Below are 21,334 nucleotides of genomic sequence, written 5' to 3'. Positions count from 1 at the left end.
TCGGACGGCACTTCCCGGCGGAACCTCCCGCCCGCCACCGCCGTGGGCATCATCGAGTTCGGACGGGCTCCCCGAGGGGCCACTCATTCCGGTGGAATGTTGGAATTCGAGCGGAACAGGTTGTCGGGGTCGTATTCGGTCTTGAGCCGCGTCAACCGACGCAGATTCGTCCCGAACGCGGCCCGGCGCACCGCGTCGTCGACCTCCGTGTCACCACTGAAGTTCAGATACGTTCCCGCCGCCGCGGGCAGCGTGGCCGCTTCGGCAACGGTGTCCCTCACCCATTCGGTGACCCGCGCGCTGTCCGAGGGCTCGAGCCAGTTCCCGTCCACGCTGAGCATGTAGCCGGCCTTCCTGTCCCCGAATGCGGTGGCCGCGGCGTCGACACGCTTCATGGCACCACCGAGCAGCGGCAGGTGCACCATCGTCAACGGATGCGGCCGTTGCCGTGAACGGCGCAGCACCAGTTCGACGGCGTCGTCGGTCAGTTCGTCGAGGTATATCGACTTCCAGTAGCTGAGCAGCTCGCCCCTGGGGAAGAACACGTCGAACGAGGACTGCGCGAGCCGGTACGGTGTGGGGGCGCTGAGATCCGCCACCGGTGTACCGAACCGCGCGATCGGCTCGAGTACCCGCTGCCCACTCGCCACGTCGCCGGCGTACAACGCCGCGAGGATGAACACGTCCCTGTTGTGCAGCTCCGGAGGCAACGTCGGGTCGGCGGGCATGGTCCAGAACAGCGCTCTCGTAGTCACTTCATCCGGAACCGTGTCCGCCCAGTCCCGCCATCGCCGGAGTAGAGTCTCGGCATCGTCCGCGTCGTAGATCACGGTGGAGTCCATCACCGTGGGTCCCAGCGGGTGAGCGTCGAACTCGAAGGCGGTGACGATCCCGAAATTGCCCCCGCCCCCGCGCAGACCCCACATCAGCTCGGGGTAATGCTCGTCGTCGGCGTGCACCACCCGACCGTCGGCGGTGACGAGCTCGACCGCTCGGAGATTGTCGCAGGCGAGGCCGTAGGCACGGTGCAGCCAACCTATTCCGCCTCCGAGAGTGAGCCCTCCCACCCCGGTGGTGGACACGATTCCCCCGGGCACCGCCAGCCCGAACAGCTGCGATTCCCGATCGACATCGCCCCAGGTGGCGCCGCCCTGAGCTCGTACCACTCCGCGCTGTGGGTCCACCGTCACGGCACGCATCCCGGAGAGGTCGATCAGCAGACCTCCCTCACAACTGCTGTGACCGGCCACGCTGTGTCCCCCTCCCCGAACCGTGACCAACAGCCGACTCCTGCGCGCCAGCTCTACGGCGTCGACGACGTCGGCCGTGCCGTGACAGCGGAGCACGAGACCGGGCCTGCCACGAAACGCGCCGTTCTGCACCACGCAGGCCTGCTCGTACTCACTGTCCAGGGGGCCGATCACCGACCCCCGGAACTCGGCTCGGAAATCACGCAACGTCTCGTCCGAGAGGGTGGTCGGCTCCGGCGTGAGTGTTCGCAGTTGTGTGGGCATGATCTTCTCCGACGATCCCGGCGAATCAATTTCCACGGCTTCCCGCACGAAGCTACGGCCGCCCGGGGGCTTCGATCCGGTCGTACTCCGGGCCCGCTGCGCGCGTGCGCCGCGTCCTGCCGTGGCCAGTTTGCGCTCACCGCAGGTACGCTCGATACGGACGAATGACACTTGGAACGCGTCTCGGAACGGCCCGCTCACCCGCCCGGGTAAGGCATGCGAGTCGGCGTAGCGCCGCGTTGGGCGGACTCCGCACGGGCCCGGCCCTGACGTATGCTGCGCACTCGCGAGTGCAACCATCGTCCGAGCGAGGTTCGATGAATTCCCGAAGGTTGACCTTCGTGCTCGTGCGTACCGGAGTGTTCCTGGTCGCCGGGCTGGTGCTGTTCGCCGTCCTCGGCTGGTCACCCTTCGCGGCTGTCGCGGTGGGGCTGATCGCCGCGGCGATGGCGGTACAGTTCGGCGGCGTAGTGTGGTTGCGCCGCACCGAACGGATGACGGAGAACTCACCGGACGAGAGTCCGGAAAGCCGCCGCACCAAACCGAACGACTGATTCCGGAGCACCCCTCGGCCACGGCAGCACTCGTTCGCGGGCCCGAAGCCGCGGGGCCGTACCAGCTCGGCGGCCACCGGCTCCGTTCGACCGGGGGAAACAACACCGGCCCGGACGGAGCCGCCCGTGGTCACGCTCCCTAACACCACCCCACGGCAGGGGTTTTCCCACCGGGGTTACGCCCGGAATATCGGCTTTGCGACACTTGCGGGCCGCGGCTCGAACAACGGACTTCTTTCCCTGACAGCAAGCATCTCTTCCGCTGGCGGACAACACATGCGTTCGGGAACGCGCGGCGGCCGAGGCCGATACACCCGGAAATTGGCCCTTACACCTTCGAATACGAACACAGGTAGGTCGTGGTTACCAAGCAGATTGAGCAGCCTAGTCACGTAGTCACCCCCCACGCGCCGGAAACTCGACAACGACCGCGCGAGAACGAGGTTGACCGTGCCATCGATCGGATCATCGAGAAGGGGCGTCCCCGTCTCTACCGAACGTGGCCGCAATTGTTGGCGACCGCTCTGGTCGCCGGTGTGGAAGTGGCACTGGGCGTGCTCGCTCTGCTGACCGTGTACCAGACCACCGGGAGTCCGCTGCTGGCGGGCGTGGCGTTCTCGATTGCCCTGATCGCGCTACTGCTCGGGCACGCCGAGCTGTTCACCGAGGGCTTTCTCGTACCCATCGTGGTGGTGGCGGCTCGCCAGGCCACCTGGCGACGACTGGCACGCTTCTGGGGCGGCACCCTGATCGGCAATCTGCTCGGCGGGTGGGCGCTGATGTTCGTGGTGATCACCGCGTTTCCCGGCCTGCACACCACGGCCGTGGAGATGGGTGGCAAGTTCGCCACCGCCCCACTGTCACCGCAGAATCTGTGCCTGGCGGTGCTGGCCGGTAGTGCGATCACGCTGATGACCAGGATGCACAACGGCACCGACAACGACATGGCGAAGCTCACCGCCAGCGCCGTCACCGGATTTCTGATCGTCGGAACAGGTATGCACCACTCGATACTGGATTCGCTGCTGATATTCGGCGGAATCCACGCCGGGGCCGATTACGGTTACCTGGAATGGATCACCTGGTTCAGCTGGGCCCTGCTGGGCAACATCATCGGTGGAGTCGGAATCACAACGGCGCTGCGACTGATCCGGGGCTATGCGCGTATCCGGGAGTGGCGACAGACATAGCGGGCCCCTATGGTGAGGCCGGCCGTCGGAGTGAACGTTTTCCGAACCGGCGGCCGGAAAGCACATGCGGGCGGCGAAACGACCAGCGGTTTCGCCGCCCGCATCCGCTCCGTCAGCTCTGGCGGGGCGACCAGTAATCCAGCATCTCCGCGAAGGTCTCGAAAGCGGGCTTGGAGTTGCCGTAGGGCGCCTCCAGGTGAATGCTCAGCGGGAAACCGAGGTCACGCACCCCGTCCACGACCCGCTTGTACAGATCCACGAGTTGACGCTTGCGTTCCTCGAAGGACTTCTCCGCCAGTCTGGCGACGAACTCCTGCTCCTGCTCCACGACCGGATTGCCCGGATCCTGGATGAGCCAGTCGATGAGCTTGGCGTTGCTCTCGGCACCCGGCACGAAACCGAACGAGAGCAGGATCTCCGGACGGTGCGGTGTCTGCTGTGCGAACTCCTTGAGGAAGCCGACGATGGCATCCGAGTACAGCAGCTGGGTCATGCCGTAGGTGGCGCCCCGTTCACACTTGAAGTTGAACCGGCCGTGCTCCCCCTCACGGGTGGGAATGAGAATGACACCCCGGTTGGGGACGGTTCCCTTGAACTCGGCCAACGCATCGGTAGGAGCCATCCCCGGCCCCTCACCATCGCTCATGTTGCGCGGCACACCGACGAAGGCGATGCCTTCCATACCGGCGCTGCGAAGGTCACCGATACGGTCGGTCAGCTGCTGCTTGTCGTGGAATGCCGTGACCTGGGTACACAGCCCCTTCACATCGCCGATCTCGGGACGAACGGCGTGCCAGAAATCGAGCGTGTCCATCTTCTGCTTGATCTCGACCGGACGATCGTCGTCCTCGGCGATCAAACCGGGGATCATCAGGTGCTGGATGCGGTCCCCGAGCCCGGACGTGCGGCAGCTCTCGGCCACCTTGCGGCCTTCCTCAACTGCGCTCTCCACACCGCCGTCCTGATCGGGCGGCACCAGTTCGAGTGCGATCGTTTCCATGTCGGCCTCAGGTTTTCCTTCTGTCGACGTCGGTCACGGCGGATCGCGCCTGCCGATGGCGGCAAGCCCGCACCACCGCGAGCACGATTCGTGCCACGAGCGAACAACGTACGGCCGTCAATCATCGGTAAATACCTCCGAACAGAGTAGTACCGTTACTCCGAACGGAGTAACGGAGGGTCTTCCGGTGACGGACTTATTCAGCGAAATAGCAGGTCAGCAGGCATAGGAGAAGTCGGCTACCACCGGGGTTGCGCCATCCCGGTGACATCTGTCGCATCGACCACGACACTCGGCGTGCCGGGTGAGCGGACGGCGAGCCCCCGAAACCGCACGGACCCCATCGACGATCAGGCACGTGAACTGGCATTTCCCCGAGCGAAAGCCACCTCGCGGCCGAGTTCACCCCCGTCTCGGCGGGATTCCCGAATCGGACGGGGGACACGAAACGGCCTCGGTGTCCGATTCGCCACTTCGCAAGGGGAAACAGGGCCGGACGGGTCCACAGAACCACCGCCGAGGTCAACCGCGAGCACCCCGGAAACGGAACCGACAACCGCTTTCGGCAATGGACTATGAAGTCGAACACATCGAAGGGTCCCCGCACTCGTACCCCTCCCACGGTGGGGGTTGACTCGGTGCACCGAGCCTGCCCGAGACGATCGAGGGAACACTTGAGCATCTGGATGCTGCTACTGGCGGGGACGATCGTGCTGGGCGGAGCGGTCCTGCAGGGAGCGGTGGGCTTCGGCATGAACCTGATCGCAGCGCCCCTGCTGGCCATCGCCCACCCCGCGCTGGTGCCGGTTCCGTTGTTGCTGACCGCCTCCGCGTTCGCGATCCTCCCCCTGCTCCGCGAAAGGGGCCGGGCCGACTGGCGCGGGGTCCGGTGGGGGCTGCTCGGTAGAGTGCCCGGAACCGTACTCGGGGTCACCGCGCTGGCGCTGCTGCCGAATCGTTGGCTGGCGGTACTGATCGGCCTGGTGGTGCTGGTCTCCGTAGTGCTGTCCCTGGTCTCGTGGCATCCCAAGCCGGTGCCGGGAACACTCTTCACCGCCGGAATGTTCAGTGGCGTGTTCGGAACCGCCGCAGCCATCGGCGGCCCACCGATCGCACTGGTGTACCAGCACAACGCGGGCCCCACGGTACGCACCACGCTCAGCGCCTACTTCGCGCTGGGCTCGGTGCTGTCCCTGGTCGCACTGGTCGTCTCCGGGCAGGTACACGGTGAGCAGCTACTGGCGGCCGGGGTGCTGTTCCCGTTCGCGCTGCTGGGATTCGTGCTCTCGAGCCCCCTGCGCCGCGTACTCGACAACGGGCGTACGCGTCCGGTGTTGCTCGCGGTGGCGAGTCTGAGCGCGGCCGTGCTGCTCGGCAAGGCGCTGCTCTGAGCAGCCCGTCGAACACGCCGCTGGTGGAACACGGCCGGCACGAGCCCGAGAATACGACCATGCACATCACGGCGATACAGGGCGATATCACCGAACAGCGGGTGGATGCCGTGGTCAACGCGGCCAACTCCTCACTCCTGGGCGGAGGCGGTGTGGACGGTGCGATCCATCGGCGCGGCGGCAGCGAGATACTGGAGGCCTGTAAGCAGCTGCGTGCCTCCGAGTACACCGAGGGGCTGTCAGTGGGGCAGGCCGTGGCCACCACGGCTGGCGAACTTCCCGCACGATGGGTGATACACACCGTCGGCCCGACCTACTCGGCCTCGCGGGGCCGCTCGGACCTGCTGGCTTCGTGTTATCGGGAATCGTTGCGGGTCGCCGATTCGCTGCCCGCCACCAGCGTTGCCTTCCCAGCCGTATCCACGGGTGTGTACAGCTACCCGGTGGACGAGGCGGCAGGCGTGGCGGCCCGCGCCGTGCGCGAGGCCGAGACCGGTGTGGAACTGGTGCGGTTCGTACTTTTCGATGAGCGGACCTACCGGGCCTTCGCAGCCGAGCTCGGCCAGCGCTGACCCACAAGACGTGGGCCACCCGTAGCCGGGAATCCCATCTCTGGGCCCGCCCAACGACGAACCGCCGCACGCGTTGGCGCGTTCCGAGCACGCCCGCCGCGCTCCGGGTTGCCGTGCCGAGCCGGCGGGGGCGGTGCGCCAGTGGCTTCGGATCCGGACACCCTGCACGGCCGGGCTCCGGCGCGGAGTCTGCACCCCGGGCCGCGGAGGTAGCGAGTCCTCCTGCGAACGAGTTTTCCTCCCGGGCGGGGACGGAGCGTTCGTCGGAACGTCCTGTCGACGCAACGCTAGTTCGTCGGGAAATCTTCGGATACCCCGCTGACGAGGGTTTCGGCGTGGATCACACACCGATATATGTCACACTCCGTCCATCTTTGCCATTACGTAACGGTAGGGTTCGTGGTGATCGCGTGAGCCCCACAGTTGTGGCTCCGCTTCGATCGGTATTCCATCCACGATTCTCCTCGTACGAAAGAAGATGATGTCGTTTCCTGCCGTGTTACGTGACCGGATGTCTCGCCCGGACTGGTTGTCCCCACGTGTGCTGCGGACCGAGGTGTTGGCCGGTCTCGTGGTGGCGTTGGCGCTGATTCCGGAGGCCATCTCGTTCTCCATCATCGCCGGGGTCGATCCCCGGATCGGGCTGTTCGCCTCCTTCACCATGGCGGTGACGATCTCGCTGACGGGCGGACGGCGTGCCATGATCTCGGCGGCGACCGGGGCTATCGCACTGGTGTTGGCACCGGTGGCACGGCAGTACGGAGTGGATTACCTGGTGGCCACCGTGCTCCTGGGCGGCGTGTTGCAGGCCTTGCTGGGGATGCTCGGAGTGGCGCGGCTGATGCGGTTCCTGCCCCGAAGCGTGATGGTCGGTTTCGTCAACGCGTTGGCGATCCTGATCTTCACCGCGCAGTTGCCGTACCTGACCGATGTGCCCTGGAGCGTTTACGCTCTGGTGGCGGTGGGACTGGCAGTCATGGTCGGGCTGCCGCGGCTGACCACCGCGATTCCCGCTCCGCTTGTGGCCATCGTGGCGCTGACCGTGTTCACCGTGGCGGCGGGGATCGCGGTACCCACCGTCGGCGACCAGGGCGAACTTCCCAGCAGTCTGCCCGTGCCGGGCTTGCCTTCGGTGCCTCCCACGCTCGAAACACTGCGAATCATCGCACCGTACGCGATCGCCATGGCTCTGGTCGGACTGATGGAGTCGTTGATGACCGCCAAACTGGTCGACGACATCACCGACGAGCACTCGGACAAGACCCGCGAGTCCTGGGGCCAGGGGATCGCCAACATCGTCACCGGTTTCTTCGGTGGCATGGGTGGCTGCGCGATGATCGGTCAAACCATGATCAACGTGAGATCCAGCGGCGCGAGGACCCGATTGTCCACCTTCCTGGCCGGGGTTTTCCTGCTGATTCTGGTCGTGGCACTGGGCTCGGTGGTGGCCATGATCCCCATGGCGGCTCTGGTCGGGGTCATGATCATGGTTTCGGTGGGCACGTTCGACTGGCACAGCGTTCATCCGAGAACGCTGCGCATGATGCCCAAGAGCGAGACGGCCGTGATGCTGGCGACCGTGGTCGTTACGGTCGCCACCCACAATCTCGCGATCGGCGTCGTGGTGGGCGTCGTGGTGGCCACGGTGTTGTTCGCACGGCGCGTGGCGCACCTGGTCAACATCGACAGCGTGCTCGATCCGGATGGCGGTACCAAGATCTACCGGGTCACCGGACAGCTGTTCTTCGCCTCCAGCAACGATCTGGTGTTCCAGTTCGACTACGCGGATGACCCCGAAAACGTGATCATCGACCTCTCCGGGGCCAACATCTGGGACGCCTCCACCGTGGCCGCGCTCGACGCGATCGAAACGAAGTACCGGCAACGCGGCAGCTCGGTATCGATCACCGGCATGAACGAATCCAGCAAGCAGCGGCACGCCGCGCTGGCGGGCAGGCTGGGTGGTGAGCACTGAGCAGGCCACGGCGGTCCGCGGCGTAACCGGACCCGGTGGCAGCGCCTTCCGCTGTGAGATCGCCACGGACCGCCGACTTCCTCCGGACCGTTCCCGGCTCGCAGCCGGCCTCAGCTCGCTCGCGGTGCTTGCTCCCGCAACGCTCCGAGACACAAACTCACCCGAAAATCCCAGCAGCCGGATGTTGTACCGCCTCGAACCCCGGCAATAGGCTGAAAACAATTCCCACTCGGGAAATCAGCTATTTCCGAGTGGGGGCGAATGCCCCACCGAGGCGGTCCTGCCGGGAGGAAGCCGTGCAGTCAGCGCGAACAGAAATACCGGCCTTTCCGTTCGACGATTCGTCGGTGAGCAACGTCGTCGACGTCTACACCCGACTGCGAGTCGAGAATCCGGTGAGCAGGGTCGCGCTCTCCGGCGCACCGGTGTGGCTGGTCACGCGGAACGAGGACGTACGATTCGTCCTCACCGACAACCGTTTCAGCCTGGCCCACAGTATCGACGAGGGAGTCCCACGCCTCGGCACGTTCGCGCCGCAGCCCGGTTCCCTGCTGGCTTCCGACCCCCCGGAACACACCCGCCTCCGCAAGCTGGTGGCCAAGGCGTTCACGGTCCGCCGGATCGAAGAGCTGCGGCCGTACGTGCGGCGGACCTCGGAGGAGCTCCTGGAGCGGTTGGCCCGGAACCACGGCGCCTCCGCGGATCTGATCGAGAATTTCACCGCTCCGTTGCCGATCAGAGTAATATGCCACATCCTCGGTGTCCCCGAGAGGGACCAACCACTGTTCCGCGAGTGGACCGAGAAGATAGCCAGTGTAACCGGCACCCCCCTCGAGGAGGTAAAAGCCGGCTGGCGAAACCTGGAGGACTACATAGCCGGTCTGGTGCACGAAAAACGCAGAAACCCCACCGACGATTTACTCAGCGTACTGGTGTCGGCTCGGGACGAGGACGAGAAGTTGAGTGAGCGGGAACTGGTGCAGTTCGGAATAACGCTGCTTACCGCCGGTCACGAGACGACCAAGAACCAGATCGCCAATTCCGTTCTCGTGCTGCTACGTGACTGTCCGGAACAGTGGCGGCGACTGTGCGCGGACAGCGAGTCGATACCCAAAGCGGTGGAGGAACTGCTGCGCTACGTGCCGTTGTTCGGTTTCGACGTCACCTTCCCACGGGTGGCGCGCGAGGAGGTCACCATCAACGGGGTGACCGTCGGCGCGGGCGAGACGGTACTGGTGGCGATCACCTCGGCGAACCGGGACGGCGAAATGTTCGACGCTCCGGACACTCTGGACATCGAACGTGTGGACAACCACCACCTGGCCTTCGGCAGCGGAGTGCACCGCTGTCTGGGGGCGCAACTGGCCAAGATCGAACTGGAGGTGGCCCTGGAGGGGCTGGTGCGCCACTTCCCCCGCCTGGAGACCGCCTTGGACGGGACGTCCCCGAAGTGGAACACGGGTAGTTTCATCCGTTCCCTGCGGACTCTCCCCGTACGGTGGCCAACGACCTGATCCCACTTCGGGCCGAGACCGGGTCACGGGCGTGCCGGAACGAATGAAGCAGCCACCGCGCCCGACGGACGTTCACTTCCGCGGGGCTCGTGGCGTCGACCCAATCGCCCACCCCACGGTTGGTGAGCTGTGTCGCACCCACTCGATCGATTACCGACCGCGTGGTATGCCTGCCCGATCACAGGTTGGCGTCGTGGAGGTGAGCATGTCGAGTGCGGATTGGACGGAGCCGGGGGTCCACGAGGTCGCCCCGGGAGTACACCGAATTCCACTGCCGATGCCCGGGGACGGGCTGCGCGCGGTGAACGTCTACGCGATTCGTGACACCTCCACCGTCACCCTGATCGACGGGGGATGGGCACTGGAGGAGTCCCGGAACCAGCTGGCCGAAGCGCTCGAGACCCTGGGGGCGGAACTCGGCGACATAGCCCGCGTTCTCGTCACCCACGTCCATCGGGACCACTACACCCAGGCGGTGACGCTGCGAGAGGAGACCGGCTGCCGAGTCGCTCTCGGAGCAGCCGAACGCGCCAACCTGCGGTGCCTGATGGCTTCCGATCACGTCCCGATGCGCAGGCAACGGGAACAACTGCTGGAGTGCGGCGCCAAGAACGTCGTCGACGCGCTGGAAGCCGAGTTCGGCACGCCGGACGCGCTCCCACCGGAGGAAACCTGGCAGGAACCCGACGAGTGGCTCGACGCGTCGAGCCTGATCGAGCTGGAACAGCGATCGTTACGCGTGGTGCCCACCCCGGGCCACACCCGCGGCCACGTGGTGTTCCTCGACGAGACCGAGGGACTGATGTTCACCGGCGATCACGTGTTGCCGCACATCACTCCTTCCGTCGCACTGGAGCAGGCCCCCGGGCCGGTACCGCTGCGGGACTTCCTCGACTCGCTACGGCTGACCCGCTCGCTGCCGGACGCGCGGATGCTACCTGCTCACGGACCCGCCGGATCGAGCGTGCACTCCCGGGTCGACGAGCTGCTGCGGCACCACGAACGGCGGCTGACAACCATGGCCAACGCGGTAACCGGGGGAGCCGAAACCGCATATCAGACGGCACGGGCGCTGACCTGGACCAGGCACGGATACGCCTTGGACGAGCTCGACACGTTCAACCGCACGTTGGCGATACTCGAAACGGCGGCGCATCTGCAGCTGCTCACGGAGTGGGGACGACTCGATGTCGAGCTGGTGGAGGGCGTGGCCCACTACACCGCGAACTGAGGCCGGGAACGAGGTACGCGGCACCGCCCCGCGATGTGCAATGGGGACGAAACCGTCGGGAACTCCGGTACCGTCGATCGGTCCGCCCGATCACCACACCGGTGGAAGGCCCCGCTCTCCGCGCTCATCGCCGCACCCGAGCCGGCCACCCGGACTTTTCGATCAGTTGCCACGTGAGTGCTGCACCCCGCCGTCGAGGCGTGTATGATGAGCCTCGGTCGTTTTTCTGGAGTCGTGTTAGAGCACGTTCGCAGATAGTTGGTGCGGGCGAGCAGCTGTCTTTGGTGTAGCTGGAGTAGGCGCCGTCTGAGATCCACGACCATTGGTGACCGTACGGGACGGTCGCCGGTGACCTAGTCAGCTCCCGAAAGGAGACAGCCATGCCACAGGGAACCGTCAAGTGGTTCAGCTCGGAGAAGGGCTTCGGCTTCATCGCTCCCGACGACGGCGGACCGGACGTCTTCGTGCACTACTCCGCGATCGACGCACCGGGCTTCCGCACGCTGGACGAGGCGCAGCAGGTGGAGTACACGGTCAGCCAGGGCGCCAAGGGCCCGCAGGCCGACACCGTGCGCGCGCTCTGATCTCGAGCTTTCGAGCCCGCGAATAAACATACGACGGGGCCCGCTCACTTCGCTGTGAGCGGGCCCCGTTCGTTTTCGATCTCGGCCCGGCGCCACGCCGACCGCCCGGAACGGGCCCTCGAAGCGTACGAGCGGGTGCCTTCCACTCGGCCGGGACCGAGCATCCTAGGCGCACGCGAGGTTCTTCGCGAGGCGTCGGCACCTTCGGAGCACCGCTCAACCCCCGCAGGGAAGGGCCGAACGGCCGAGAGTGGATCCGGACATTCGGTGAAACTCGCCGCGAACCGGACACGCTGGCTGAAAAACTCGTCACATCACAGGCTCTGAACCCCGCTGAATGTGACGGCGATCGCAGCGTGTGCTCTGCTCGACTGCCAAGGTGGGCGACCGATGACCGTCCCCCACCTACTTCCCCGATCCACCGCCACCGAACCGTTCGCCGAGACCGACTACCCCGAGCATCCCTACCCCGGAACGCGCCCCGACTGCTCCTTCGTTCACCTCGACGGGGTGGGATACCCCCTGCTGCCCGATTCCACGACCGATTCGGGATGGCGAGTGCGCACCGGAACCCGTACGGAACCCTGTCTGGACCGATGGTTGGCCGAGCACGGTGCCGAACCACTGCGGCAACGGCGCCCGGTACTCGCATACGGATCCAACGCCTGCCCGGAGAAGATCGGGTGGCTGCGCCGGAATCTGTCACTGACCGGCCCGGCGGTCGTGCTGCGCGCGGAGTGCGACGGCATGGCGGCGGTCTGGTCCTCGGGACTGCGGCCCCGCGACGGCCAACGTCCCGCCGTACTCGCCGCTGCCTCGGGAGTCACCGAGCAGCACACGATCTGGTACGCCACCGCGGAGCAGCGCCGAGTGCTCGACCGGTGTGAAGGCCGGGGCAAACGTTACCGACTGGTACGACTGCACGACTCCGCCTCGATCGCACTGGAGAACGGCCGAAGCCCCGAACGCGTGCTCGCTTACACGGCTGCCGCACGAGGGATGGCTCCGCTGCTGGTGAACGGCTCCGCCGTGCGTTGCGTCGATCTCGAACAACAGCAGGCGCTCGGCCTCAGCGGCTCACCGGCCGTCAGCGACGGGCTGGCCTGTTCCGAGATCGTGGGGGAACCGCTGCCTGCCTGAAGCGCGTCCCGCTGCGGCGGCGTGGTGAGTTCAGCGCATTCCCCGGGAGGCACGATCGGATAGCACCGCCGCTTTCACGCTTCCGGACGAGATCGGCGCTGGACTGGGTTTCCCGGTAGGTCGCGCTCTCGCCTACTGCCGCTGTTGCTGCCCGTAGGCCGGGGAGAGCCGGTAGCTGGTAACAGAGCCGCACAGACTGATCACCTCCCCGCACCGAGCACCGTGCCACGGTCATCCATGACCACCCCGGACTACCGAGGCCTTCACCCGGCCGGAGGGCACGTGCACGTGCTCGTCGTGCCGACCTCTCGCAGGAACATGCTCCCCAGCTGAGCACCGCGAGGCGTCTCGCGCGCCGTGGTCGCCACAGTGGGGACCGACTTCGGGGCGAGCCTGCCCTGCTGCCACGGCGAGCGCGACCACACGCACTCCCGATCTACTCACTCCGGCCTGGAATTCGGAGCTCGCGCCGATAAGCCACCGGTCGACGTACCGTGGGCGGCTTGCCCCGGAGCAGGGAGAACTCACCATTCGGTGCGCTCCCGCAACACTCTGATCACCTCCGCCAGCCGGCTCATCCCCTCCCGTGCCCCTTCTTCCATACCGCTCTGAACCATCCCGTCACGGTCGGCCACGGACTGAAACACCGAGATCCCCACATAGCGGGTCGTCCCCGCCTCGTTCTCCCAGAGGGTCACGGTTTCGAGTGATACGTGTCCGGGCATCCCCTCGTACTCGAAGGTGGCCACTATCCGATGCGGTGGGGTGATGTCGTGGTACACGCCTTGAATCTTCCCCCGTCTGAAGGCGGGGGATTCCTGACTCAGGCAGCCCGGTCACGCAGCAGGTGACCGGGTCTCACGCCCTCAACATCAGCCGGGGTGAAACCAGCCCGGACCGGCATCACGCGTGCGGAGTTCTTGTCCCTCGGGGATGAGGCTCCGCACGCGGTGCAGGTAAACGTTCGTTCTGACAGCGGCAGGCGGTGCTTGGCTCTCGCCCCGCAGTGCGCGCAGTCCATCGTTGTGTATTTCGGGTCCACCAACCGCAGGTCCCGCCCGTGCTTACGGGCCTGCTCGACCAACGCGGTCTTGGTCGCGCCGATCGCGGCATCGGCGGCCTTGCGGGCCATTGTGGTCTTGGCGAGGAACTTCGGCTTGAAGTCCTCCACGGCGATCTGGTCGTGGTGGCGGGCAACACTCTTCGCCCACTTACGGCCGGTGTCCTGCCGCTGACGGGCGACCTTCTTGTGCGCTTTCGCCGCTTGGCGTTGCGCCTTGCGGTAACCCTTGGTTTGCGGCTTGTTCCGTGGGCGCTCACGCCGCGACATCTGGCGTTGGTAGTGCGCGAGACGCTGCTGAGCGCGTTTGCCGTGCTGGGCGTGCGGCAGATCGTAGGCGCCCTCGGTGGTGGTGGCGGTTTCGGTCAAGCCCCAGTCGATACCGATCGCTCGGCCGGCTCCCGGAAGCGGTTCGGCGGCGACCTGTACGACGAACGACGCGTACCAGTGCCCGAGGTTGTCCTGATACACCCGCACCGACGACGGTTCGGACGGCAGGTCGCGGGACCAGACCACGGTCAGCTCGATCCCGCCCGCCAGGTACAGACGCCCGTCCTTCACGCGGAAGCCGCGCTTGGTGTAGGCCAAGCTGGGGCGGGTGTCCTTGTCCCGCTTGATCCGGGGCATTCCGGCGCGCTGCTTCATCGGCAAGCGGGCCTTGATGTCCTTGAGTGCTTTCGCGCGAGACTTCCCGAAGTCGCGGATGGTCTGCTGCTGCGGCACTGTCGCACCTTCACGCAGCCACCGGTTTGCCTGCCGCGCTTCGGTCAGAAGCTTGTCCAGCCAGGCCGGGCCGCACGTGTCGTCCGCCCCGGTGGCCTTGTTGTCGCGATAGACCTTGCGGGACATGGCTACGCATTCGTTCCATACCCACCGGCAGCGTCCCCACTCCTCGCGGAGCTGCTTCTCGGCGGTGTTGGACACGCGCAGGCGGAACAGGTACCGCGCACTGGCGGTGTCTGTTTCCTGCGGTGTCATGTCCATGCCGATCATTGTAGCATTTGGTTTATGGGTACAGATGGGGACTTCCGCACTGGTCGACATGTGGTTTTCGCGATGCACGCGCACTTGGTTTTCGTCACGAAATACCGGCACCCGGTCTTCACCGACACGCACCTGCGGCGGATGCACGAGGTCATGCGGCAGGTGTGCGAGGACTTCGAGACCGAGCTCGAAGAGTTCAACGGCGAGGCCAACCACGTGCACCTGCTCGTCAACTTCCCGCCGAAGGTCGCGGTATCGAAGCTGGTCAACAGCTTGAAAGGCGTCTCGTCACGGATGCTGCGCAAGGAGTTCGAGGATCTGCGGTTCGCCTACTGGAAAGGTGTCCGTCTGTGGTCCGGCTCGTACTTCGCCGGGTCAGTCGGCGGGGCGCCGATCTCGGTGGTGCGGCAGTACATCGAGCAGCAGGCGCGGCCGGTTGTGTAGGCCACCGCTGGGCCGGTTGAGCGGGAAGTTGATGCGCTTCCTCCCCGCCCTGAAGGGCGAGGCATCCACACTACGTTCGCCCGGTGAAAGCGGTACTCGGTCCCCTGCTCGTCACGGCTGAGGTAGCACCAGCTTCCGCCGGTGACGACGTCGTCACGTTCCACCGTGGTGTTGTAGTGGCGGGGTCCCCACCAGCGGGGTACCAGCGTCGGTTCGGTGCAAGCACGGAAGACGATGTCGCGCGGCGCCTCGAACACCCTGCTCAACACGATGTCCTGCCTGCCCGGCATCACGGTGATCTCGGTATCCGACATGGTCGATCTCCTCGCACGGCCCGGTCCGAATCTCCTCACCCAGGAATGCCCGATCGGCGACGTGATCGCACTGTGTGGCGGGTGGCAATCGTGGTTGCGGTTCCAGGCCCCCGCGCGATCGCCGACCGCTCCGAGGCCAGTGAGCGGTACGTGATCTTCACGCTGTCGGGCGAGTTGTACGCACGGCTCGCCCGACAGCTGTTGACGCTCCTCCCCCGGAAAGCCAACATTGCATTATAAGCAATTCGGTGCGCAATAAGCAACAAGGTGCTATCGTTCGTGACACTGCGCTGTTGAGGTGCCACTGGTGCGGTTGCCCTCGGCGAAACCGGGGAACCACCGGGGCGGTCCACCGATCGCAAGGGAGCCATCGATGCGGATTCTCGTCGCAGACACCTTCCCGGAAACCTCCCTGGCCGAGCTCTCCCGACTCGGACACGAGTGCGTGTACCAGCCCGATCTCGACTCCGAACAGCTGCGCGGGACGTTGGGCGGCGCCGAGGTCCTCGTCGTGCGCAGCACTCCGGTCGCCGCCGAGACCCTGGAAGCGGGCGACGCGCTCCGGATGGTGATCCGGGCCGGATCCGGCACCAACACGATCGACAGCGCGGCCGCCTCACGACTCGGGATTCACGTCTGCAACGTCCCGGGACGCAACGCGGTGGCCGTCGCCGAGCTGGCATTCGGCCTGCTGCTGGCGCTGGACCGCAACATCGCCGACAACGTCGCCGAGCTGCGCGCCGGCCACTGGAACAAACGACGCTACTCGCGTGCCCGGGGTATCCACGGCCGTCGGGTGGGGGTGCTGGGGCTCGGGCGTATCGGTTTGCGCTTCGCGGAGCGAGCCGTGGCGTTCGGCACCCACGTGTACGCCCTGAACAACCCGGAACGGGATCGGCAGACGAGGGAACGCGCCGAGGCGCTCGGAATCGAACTCGTCACCGACCTGCACGAACTGGCGCAGACCTGTGACGTGCTGTCCCTGCACCTGCCGTTGACGGAGGCGACCCACCACATCGTCGACCGCGATCTGCTCGCCCGGATGGGACCGGGAACGATCCTGTTGAACACCTCCAGGGGCGAGCTGATCGACGAGGACGCGCTGCTCGAGGCCATGGAAAGCCGGGGCGTCCGGGCGGGCATCGACGTGTTCCGCGACGAGCCGGAGGGCGGGACGGGAGAGATCACGTCCCGCCTGGCGGCTCACCCCAACGTGTACGGCACGCACCACATCGGGGCCTCCACCGAGCAGGCCCAGCAAGCCGTGGCCGACGAAGTGGTACACATGATCGGGGCTTTTCGGGCGGGCACCGTGCTGCACTGTGTCAACGAACAGTTCCCACCATCCGAGCGGGCCGGAGACGCGGCCGTGTCGGCACGTTCCGGCGGTGTCTCATGAACGCCCCGCGCATCCAGCGCACCACCACCGTCCCTCGGAACAGCGATCACCATTCCGGCGGGATCACGGTACGCTACCCCCGTCTCCTCGTGCTCGAGCAGCAAGACGCCGCCCCGCTGGACGGCTCCATCGAGCCCGAGCGGGTGAGGCGCCTGCTCGACGGTGGCGGCTACACCCGTCCCCCACGGCCCACCGTGGTGGTCTACCGACTGCGTGCGGGCAGGCACCAGCAGACCGGCGTGGTCCTCGAGGTCTCGCTCGACGACTACCGAGCGGGCAGGATCCGCCGCCACGAGGCCACCAGGCCCGACCGGGAACACCGTATAGCGCAGCTCACCGAGGCGAGCGGTGTCGAACAGATGCCGGTGACGCTCACGCATCCGGACCGGCCGTATCTGGGTGAGCTCCTCAACGGAGTGACCGAAGGGGAACCAGACCTCCAGGCGGATGCCGCCGGCGGGGTTCGCCACAGTGTGTGGCTGCGGCAGGACACCCTGTTGGCCAGGACGGTGCGGGAGGAACTGGCGAGTGTTCCGGCGGTCTACATCGCTGACGGCCACCACCGGATGGCGGTCGCCGAGCGGAACGGCCGGTCACACCGGCACTCCACGGAGGAGGACCCGCGCGCGTTCACATTGGCCGCACTGTTTCCCAGCAGCCAGATGCGCATTCTCGGTTATCATCGTTGCCTGCCCGCGCACCGCGAGCTGTCGACGGCGTGGGTACTCGAACGGCTGGCGGAGTTGCCGGTGGTCACGCGGACCGAGGAATGCACCTCGACCGCCACGACCAATCCGGCACCGGGAGTGGTGCTACTCCGCCTCAACGACCGGTGTTTCCGGCTTCGGCTGCGCTCGCCCACCGGGCCGAACCAGGTGCGGGCGGGCCTGGACGCCGTGCTGCTGGACGAGCAGCTGTTGCCTGCCGTCTCGCGTATCGTCGATCCGAACGGCCAGCACGGTGAGAGTCCCGACGGCGGGGGAAAGTGCTGGTGCTCCTCCCGGAACGCGATCTGTCTGGTGCCGCACCCGCCCACAGTGGAACAGGTCATGGCAGTCTCCGACTCGGGGTCGGTGATGCCGCCGAAATCGACCTGGTTCGACCCGAAGGCCGTCGCCGGGCTTTTCGCTCGCGAGCTGCGTTAGCTCCGATCCCGGCTCGGCGCTCGGGCCGGTCGACACGACAAGCAGCGAACGCCGCCACTGGCGGAACCGATCAGGAAGCCGTTTCGGCGTGATCGACACGACACGACGATCCCCACCGGGGATGGGTGTGCCCTCACTTGCTCGCTCACCCAAGGGCTGCCGGATGCGGCTGGGGCGTTTGAGCCACCCCACGCCGGGAAACACTCGAGAAGGACATCGTGATGTCGCCGGGCGGGAAGTGTCCCGGAGCACCCGGCGAGAAACAGCGGAGGTGAGTGATGAGCACGGTACGAGAAATCATGCATCCGGGAGCCGATTGTGTGCGCACCGAGGAGACCGCGGCCGACGCCGCGCGGCTCATGGCCCGTCTCGGGGTCGGCGCACTTCCTATCTGCGGCAAGGACGACAGGATCAAGGGCATGGTCACCGACCGGGACATCGTGATCAAAGTGGTGGCCGAGGGTCGGGACGCCGGGACGTTCCCGGCGGGCGATCTCAACCAGCAGGAGGCCGTCACGATCGGTGCCGACGATTCCACCGACGAGGCGATGCGCGTCATGAACGAGCACCGGATCCGGCGTCTTCCCGTGATCGACGGACAGCGCCTCGTGGGCATGGTCACGGTCGCCGACATGGCACGCACCATGCCGGAACCCCGGGTCGGGGAGTTGGTCGAGTCCCTCTCCGAGGCGTGAACCGGGCGAGGGCCCGTGAACCCGGCACACGGACGTTGCCGGGAACGTCCCCTTGGTGACTCGCGCGAGGGATACCGGACCTCGCCCGAACGGGGTCAGGAAACGGTCACCCCGAACACCAGGCCCAGCAGGAAGGTCATCACCGCGGCACCGGCTCCGATACCCAGCTGACGCAGGGCGCGCGGCAGCGGGGCGCCCCCGGACAGCACTCCCACCGTGGCTCCGGTTAGCAGCAGCGCCGCCCCGCTCAACGCCGCGGCGACCAGCATGGCGAGCAAACCGTGAAGTCCGAGGAGAAACGGCAGTACCGGCAACAGGGCCCCGACGGCGAAGGCCGTGAAACTGGAGGCGGCGGCTTTCGTCCCACTGCCGACCACTTCCCCACCGTCGTCCTCCTCCCCAGCCGGATACTGTTCCGAGCCGGGGCGACGCAGCATCATCTCGGCCCGCTGTTCGGCCTCCGCGGCCGACATACCACGTGCCCGGTAAACCAGGGCGAGTTCGTTGGCGTCCACATCCAGTAACGGCACCGCACCGTCCGCCGTGGCGTCGGGCTTTCCCGCCGCGATGAGTTCTCGCTGCGAGCTCACGGACACGAACTCCCCCGCGGCCATGGACAGCGCCCCGGCCAACAACCCGGACAACCCGGTCAGCACCACCAGAGTGGTGCCGGCTCCCCCGCCGATCACACCGAGCACCAGGGCGAGATTGCTTACCAGGCCGTCGTTGATGCCGAAAACGGACGCCCGCAACGTTCCGGACATCCGCGCCCGCCCCTGTGCGGCCAGCGCGCGCACCACTTCGCCGTGCACACGCTCGTCGGCGGCCATGGCTTCGGTGGCGTCGGCAGTGGACTCGTAGTCGGAACGGGTTTCGGCGCGCTGCACCAGCGCCAGCACGAAGATCCATCCGAAGCCGCGGGCGAGGAAGGCCAACACTCGCATTCGGAACGTAGCGCGGCGCGGCTCGCCGACGTACTCCCCGAGCAGGCGCCGCCAGTGCTCGGCGTGACGATGCTCGGCCTCGGCCAACCGCAACAGGATCTCCCGCTCCGTGCCGCGTCTGCGCTCGGCCAGCTCGCGGTAAACGGTGGCCTCGGCTCGTTCGTCGGCCAGCATCCTGCGCCAGGCCCGTAGTTTCGCGGCGGGAGGGGGTTGCCTGTCGGCGGCTGGCTGCTCGGACACTGCTTCGAGGATGCCACCCCTCGGGGAATCGGGCCGGTCGAAGCCGGAACCGGAAGCCGGTACGTTCGACGAGAAGTTCCGGTCCGGACCGGAAGTTCGTACGCAGCGACCTCACCGCGCTGGCCGGACGTGGCACGCCCACGGCACGGTAACCAGCACGGTTGCCGATTCGGGGTTCCGGGGTAAGCATGGCGCTCGCAGTAGCCCCGAGCGGAGGAGCGCAGCCATGCGTTCGAGTACAGACCGAATCCTTACCACCCAGGCCGGAAGCCTGCCACGTCCGGACGCACTCATCGAGCTCAACCGCTCCCGTGCCGAGGGCGGTATCGATGAGCAACAGTTTCACAGCGGAGTGAACCAGGCCGTCACCGAACTGGTGGGGCGGCAACGGAGTGCCGGAGTCGACCTGGTCGGGGACGGGGAGTTCGGCAAATCGGTGAGTCAGCGGGTGGACTACGGGGCCTGGTGGTCGTACTCGTTCCAACGGCTCGGGGGGCTGGAACTCGCCGATGCCCCGCTGTTCGAGACGACCCACGAGGGAGCGAGAGCCACCGAAGAAGTGGCCCTGACCAGCTTCGGGAATCGACGGGACCGTGTCGGGTTCGCCGAAGCCTACGCGGACCCGACTTCGGGTGTGGAGGTCTCCACCAGTCCGATGAACTTCCCCGTGTGCCGGGGACCACTGACCTACGTCGGTCACGAGGCGATCAACGCAGACATCGCGAGATTCAAACGTGCGCTGGAGGCCAACGGCCTGGAAGAGGGCTTCATGACAGCGATCGCACCCGCGAGCTGTTCCCGAATCGACAACGAGTACTACGACAGCCAGGAGGAGTTCCTCTACGCCTGTGCGGAGGCGATGCGCGAGGAGTACAAGGCGATCATCGACGCCGGTCTCATCCTGCAACTCGACGATCCCGCCATCGCGGAGAACTGGGACCAGATCAACCCCGAGCCGTCCGTGGCGGATTACAAGCGGTTCACCATGCGCCGTGTGGAGGCGCTCAACCATGCGATCCGTGATCTGCCGAAGGACCGTATCCGGTTCCACCTGTGCTGGGGCAGCTGGCACGGCCCGCACACCACTGATCTGCCGATGCGCGATCTCGTCGACCTCCTGCTCTCGATCGATGTGCGGGCCTACTCGTTCGAGGCGGGCAACGTCCGGCACGAGCACGAGTGGAAGGTCTGGCAGGATGTCACTCTGCCGGACGACAAACTGATCATGCCCGGTGTGGTCAGCCACGCGACCAACGTGGTCGAGCATCCGGAACTGGTCGCCGACCGCATCGTGCGGTTCGCGGAATGCGTGGGGCGTGAGCGAGTCGTGGCCTCCACGGACTGTGGGCTGGGCGGCCGGGTCCATCCGCAACTGGCCTGGGCGAAACTGGAGGCACTGGCAAGCGGCGCGGAACTGGCGACCGAACGTCTGTGGCCCTGAGTG

At 66.4% G+C, this 21,334-nt stretch carries 20 protein-coding genes; 14 read left to right on the top strand and 6 right to left on the bottom strand.

The window, feature by feature from the left end:
• Positions 1-83: 83 nt before the first annotated feature.
• Positions 84-1,514, bottom strand: a complete 1,431-nt coding sequence (locus BLR41_RS05515) for an FAD-binding oxidoreductase (protein WP_092626916.1) — start codon at positions 1,512-1,514, stop codon at positions 84-86.
• A 317-nt stretch (positions 1,515-1,831) separates the two neighbouring features.
• On the opposite strand from BLR41_RS05515, the gene BLR41_RS05510 reads away from it, so the two are divergent.
• Both BLR41_RS05510 and BLR41_RS05505 read left to right on the top strand, forming a co-directional pair.
• The gene (locus tag BLR41_RS05510) at positions 1,832-2,068 is read left to right on the top strand and encodes a hypothetical protein (protein ID WP_092626915.1); all 237 of its coding nucleotides are present in this window, start codon (positions 1,832-1,834) and stop codon (positions 2,066-2,068) included.
• A gap of 455 nt (positions 2,069-2,523) precedes the next feature.
• Complete coding sequence (locus BLR41_RS05505; protein ID WP_092627196.1) at positions 2,524-3,258, top strand: formate/nitrite transporter family protein; 735 nt, start codon at positions 2,524-2,526, stop codon at positions 3,256-3,258.
• Positions 3,259-3,370: 112 nt separating this feature from the next.
• On the opposite strand, the gene BLR41_RS05500 is transcribed toward BLR41_RS05505, so the two are convergent.
• The gene (locus BLR41_RS05500; RefSeq protein ID WP_092626914.1) at positions 3,371-4,258 is read right to left on the bottom strand and encodes a mycobacterial-type methylenetetrahydrofolate reductase; all 888 of its coding nucleotides are present in this window, start codon (positions 4,256-4,258) and stop codon (positions 3,371-3,373) included.
• A 674-nt stretch (positions 4,259-4,932) separates the two neighbouring features.
• Here BLR41_RS05500 and BLR41_RS05495 point away from each other — a divergent pair.
• The 7 genes from BLR41_RS05495 to BLR41_RS05465 all read left to right on the top strand — a co-directional run bounded on the left by BLR41_RS05495 (position 4,933) and on the right by BLR41_RS05465 (position 12,665).
• The gene (locus BLR41_RS05495) at positions 4,933-5,649 is read left to right on the top strand and encodes a sulfite exporter TauE/SafE family protein (protein ID WP_218119932.1); all 717 of its coding nucleotides are present in this window, start codon (positions 4,933-4,935) and stop codon (positions 5,647-5,649) included.
• A 59-nt stretch (positions 5,650-5,708) separates the two neighbouring features.
• Complete coding sequence (locus tag BLR41_RS05490) at positions 5,709-6,221, top strand: O-acetyl-ADP-ribose deacetylase (RefSeq protein ID WP_092627194.1); 513 nt, start codon at positions 5,709-5,711, stop codon at positions 6,219-6,221.
• Between the two features lie 478 nt (positions 6,222-6,699).
• Complete coding sequence (locus BLR41_RS05485; protein ID WP_092626913.1) at positions 6,700-8,196, top strand: SulP family inorganic anion transporter; 1,497 nt, start codon at positions 6,700-6,702, stop codon at positions 8,194-8,196.
• 347 nt (positions 8,197-8,543) lie between these two features.
• A complete protein-coding gene (locus BLR41_RS05480) occupies positions 8,544-9,710 on the top strand; it encodes a cytochrome P450 (protein WP_218119931.1) in 1,167 nt (388 codons plus the stop codon).
• Positions 9,711-9,915: 205 nt separating this feature from the next.
• Entirely contained in the window at positions 9,916-10,941 is a 1,026-nt protein-coding gene (locus BLR41_RS05475) for an MBL fold metallo-hydrolase (RefSeq protein WP_092627192.1), read from the top strand.
• A 380-nt stretch (positions 10,942-11,321) separates the two neighbouring features.
• Positions 11,322-11,525 carry a cold-shock protein gene (locus tag BLR41_RS05470; RefSeq protein ID WP_092626912.1) on the top strand — a complete coding sequence of 68 codons (204 nt, stop codon included), beginning with the start codon at positions 11,322-11,324 and terminating at the stop codon, positions 11,523-11,525.
• A 390-nt stretch (positions 11,526-11,915) separates the two neighbouring features.
• Positions 11,916-12,665, top strand: a complete 750-nt coding sequence (locus tag BLR41_RS05465; RefSeq protein ID WP_092626911.1) for a hypothetical protein — start codon at positions 11,916-11,918, stop codon at positions 12,663-12,665.
• Between the two features lie 524 nt (positions 12,666-13,189).
• Here BLR41_RS05465 and BLR41_RS05460 read toward each other — a convergent pair.
• A complete protein-coding gene (locus BLR41_RS05460; RefSeq protein WP_218119930.1) occupies positions 13,190-13,447 on the bottom strand; it encodes an SRPBCC domain-containing protein in 258 nt (85 codons plus the stop codon).
• A gap of 41 nt (positions 13,448-13,488) precedes the next feature.
• Positions 13,489-14,718, bottom strand: a complete 1,230-nt coding sequence (locus tag BLR41_RS05455) for an RNA-guided endonuclease InsQ/TnpB family protein (RefSeq protein ID WP_218119929.1) — start codon at positions 14,716-14,718, stop codon at positions 13,489-13,491.
• Between the two features lie 15 nt (positions 14,719-14,733).
• On the opposite strand from BLR41_RS05455, the gene tnpA reads away from it, so the two are divergent.
• Positions 14,734-15,153: an IS200/IS605 family transposase gene (tnpA, locus tag BLR41_RS05450; protein ID WP_092626909.1), complete on the top strand. Its 420-nt coding sequence runs from the start codon at positions 14,734-14,736 to the stop codon at positions 15,151-15,153.
• On the opposite strand, the gene BLR41_RS23955 is transcribed toward tnpA, so the two are convergent.
• Positions 15,039-15,443, bottom strand: coding sequence for an SRPBCC domain-containing protein (locus tag BLR41_RS23955; protein WP_425426884.1), 405 nt, complete (start codon positions 15,441-15,443; stop codon positions 15,039-15,041). The genes tnpA and BLR41_RS23955 overlap by 115 nt on opposite strands.
• 397 nt (positions 15,444-15,840) lie before the next feature.
• On the opposite strand from BLR41_RS23955, the gene BLR41_RS05440 reads away from it, so the two are divergent.
• From BLR41_RS05440 to BLR41_RS05430, 3 genes are all read left to right on the top strand, one after another.
• Positions 15,841-16,866, top strand: a complete 1,026-nt coding sequence (locus tag BLR41_RS05440) for an NAD(P)-dependent oxidoreductase (RefSeq protein ID WP_092626907.1) — start codon at positions 15,841-15,843, stop codon at positions 16,864-16,866.
• Positions 16,863-18,011, top strand: coding sequence for a DUF1015 family protein (locus BLR41_RS05435; protein WP_092626906.1), 1,149 nt, complete (start codon positions 16,863-16,865; stop codon positions 18,009-18,011). Before BLR41_RS05440 ends, BLR41_RS05435 begins: the two co-directional genes overlap by 4 nt.
• 278 nt (positions 18,012-18,289) lie before the next feature.
• Positions 18,290-18,706, top strand: coding sequence for a CBS domain-containing protein (locus BLR41_RS05430; protein WP_176797834.1), 417 nt, complete (start codon positions 18,290-18,292; stop codon positions 18,704-18,706).
• A gap of 95 nt (positions 18,707-18,801) precedes the next feature.
• On the opposite strand, the gene BLR41_RS05425 is transcribed toward BLR41_RS05430, so the two are convergent.
• The gene (locus BLR41_RS05425) at positions 18,802-19,890 is read right to left on the bottom strand and encodes a VIT1/CCC1 transporter family protein (protein ID WP_245693916.1); all 1,089 of its coding nucleotides are present in this window, start codon (positions 19,888-19,890) and stop codon (positions 18,802-18,804) included.
• Between the two features lie 226 nt (positions 19,891-20,116).
• Here BLR41_RS05425 and BLR41_RS05420 point away from each other — a divergent pair, with 226 nt between their 5' ends.
• Positions 20,117-21,331: a cobalamin-independent methionine synthase II family protein gene (locus BLR41_RS05420; RefSeq protein WP_092626903.1), complete on the top strand. Its 1,215-nt coding sequence runs from the start codon at positions 20,117-20,119 to the stop codon at positions 21,329-21,331.
• Positions 21,332-21,334 lie beyond the last annotated feature (3 nt).

Source organism: Actinopolyspora mzabensis, assembly GCF_900101095.1.
Lineage (GTDB): Bacteria > Actinomycetota > Actinomycetes > Mycobacteriales > Pseudonocardiaceae > Actinopolyspora > Actinopolyspora mzabensis.
This window is presented reverse-complemented; position numbering and strand designations above follow the sequence as displayed.

Excerpts from the sequence above, each read along its gene's own strand:
- BLR41_RS05515 (WP_092626916.1), bottom strand. The coding sequence starts at position 1,514 with ATGCCCACACAACTGCGAACACTCACGCCGGAGCCGACCACCCTCTCG.
- BLR41_RS05510 (WP_092626915.1), top strand. The coding sequence starts at position 1,832 with ATGAATTCCCGAAGGTTGACCTTCGTGCTCGTGCGTACCGGAGTGTTC.
- BLR41_RS05500 (WP_092626914.1), bottom strand. The coding sequence starts at position 4,258 with ATGGAAACGATCGCACTCGAACTGGTGCCGCCCGATCAGGACGGCGGT.
- BLR41_RS05490 (WP_092627194.1), top strand. The coding sequence starts at position 5,709 with ATGCACATCACGGCGATACAGGGCGATATCACCGAACAGCGGGTGGAT.
- BLR41_RS05485 (WP_092626913.1), top strand. The coding sequence starts at position 6,700 with ATGATGTCGTTTCCTGCCGTGTTACGTGACCGGATGTCTCGCCCGGAC.
- BLR41_RS05475 (WP_092627192.1), top strand. The coding sequence starts at position 9,916 with ATGTCGAGTGCGGATTGGACGGAGCCGGGGGTCCACGAGGTCGCCCCG.
- BLR41_RS05470 (WP_092626912.1), top strand. The coding sequence starts at position 11,322 with ATGCCACAGGGAACCGTCAAGTGGTTCAGCTCGGAGAAGGGCTTCGGC.
- BLR41_RS05465 (WP_092626911.1), top strand. The coding sequence starts at position 11,916 with ATGACCGTCCCCCACCTACTTCCCCGATCCACCGCCACCGAACCGTTC.
- BLR41_RS05455 (WP_218119929.1), bottom strand. The coding sequence starts at position 14,718 with ATGATCGGCATGGACATGACACCGCAGGAAACAGACACCGCCAGTGCG.
- tnpA (WP_092626909.1), top strand. The coding sequence starts at position 14,734 with ATGGGTACAGATGGGGACTTCCGCACTGGTCGACATGTGGTTTTCGCG.
- BLR41_RS23955 (WP_425426884.1), bottom strand. The coding sequence starts at position 15,443 with ATGCCGGGCAGGCAGGACATCGTGTTGAGCAGGGTGTTCGAGGCGCCG.
- BLR41_RS05440 (WP_092626907.1), top strand. The coding sequence starts at position 15,841 with ATGCGGATTCTCGTCGCAGACACCTTCCCGGAAACCTCCCTGGCCGAG.
- BLR41_RS05435 (WP_092626906.1), top strand. The coding sequence starts at position 16,863 with ATGAACGCCCCGCGCATCCAGCGCACCACCACCGTCCCTCGGAACAGC.
- BLR41_RS05430 (WP_176797834.1), top strand. The coding sequence starts at position 18,290 with ATGAGCACGGTACGAGAAATCATGCATCCGGGAGCCGATTGTGTGCGC.
- BLR41_RS05420 (WP_092626903.1), top strand. The coding sequence starts at position 20,117 with ATGCGTTCGAGTACAGACCGAATCCTTACCACCCAGGCCGGAAGCCTG.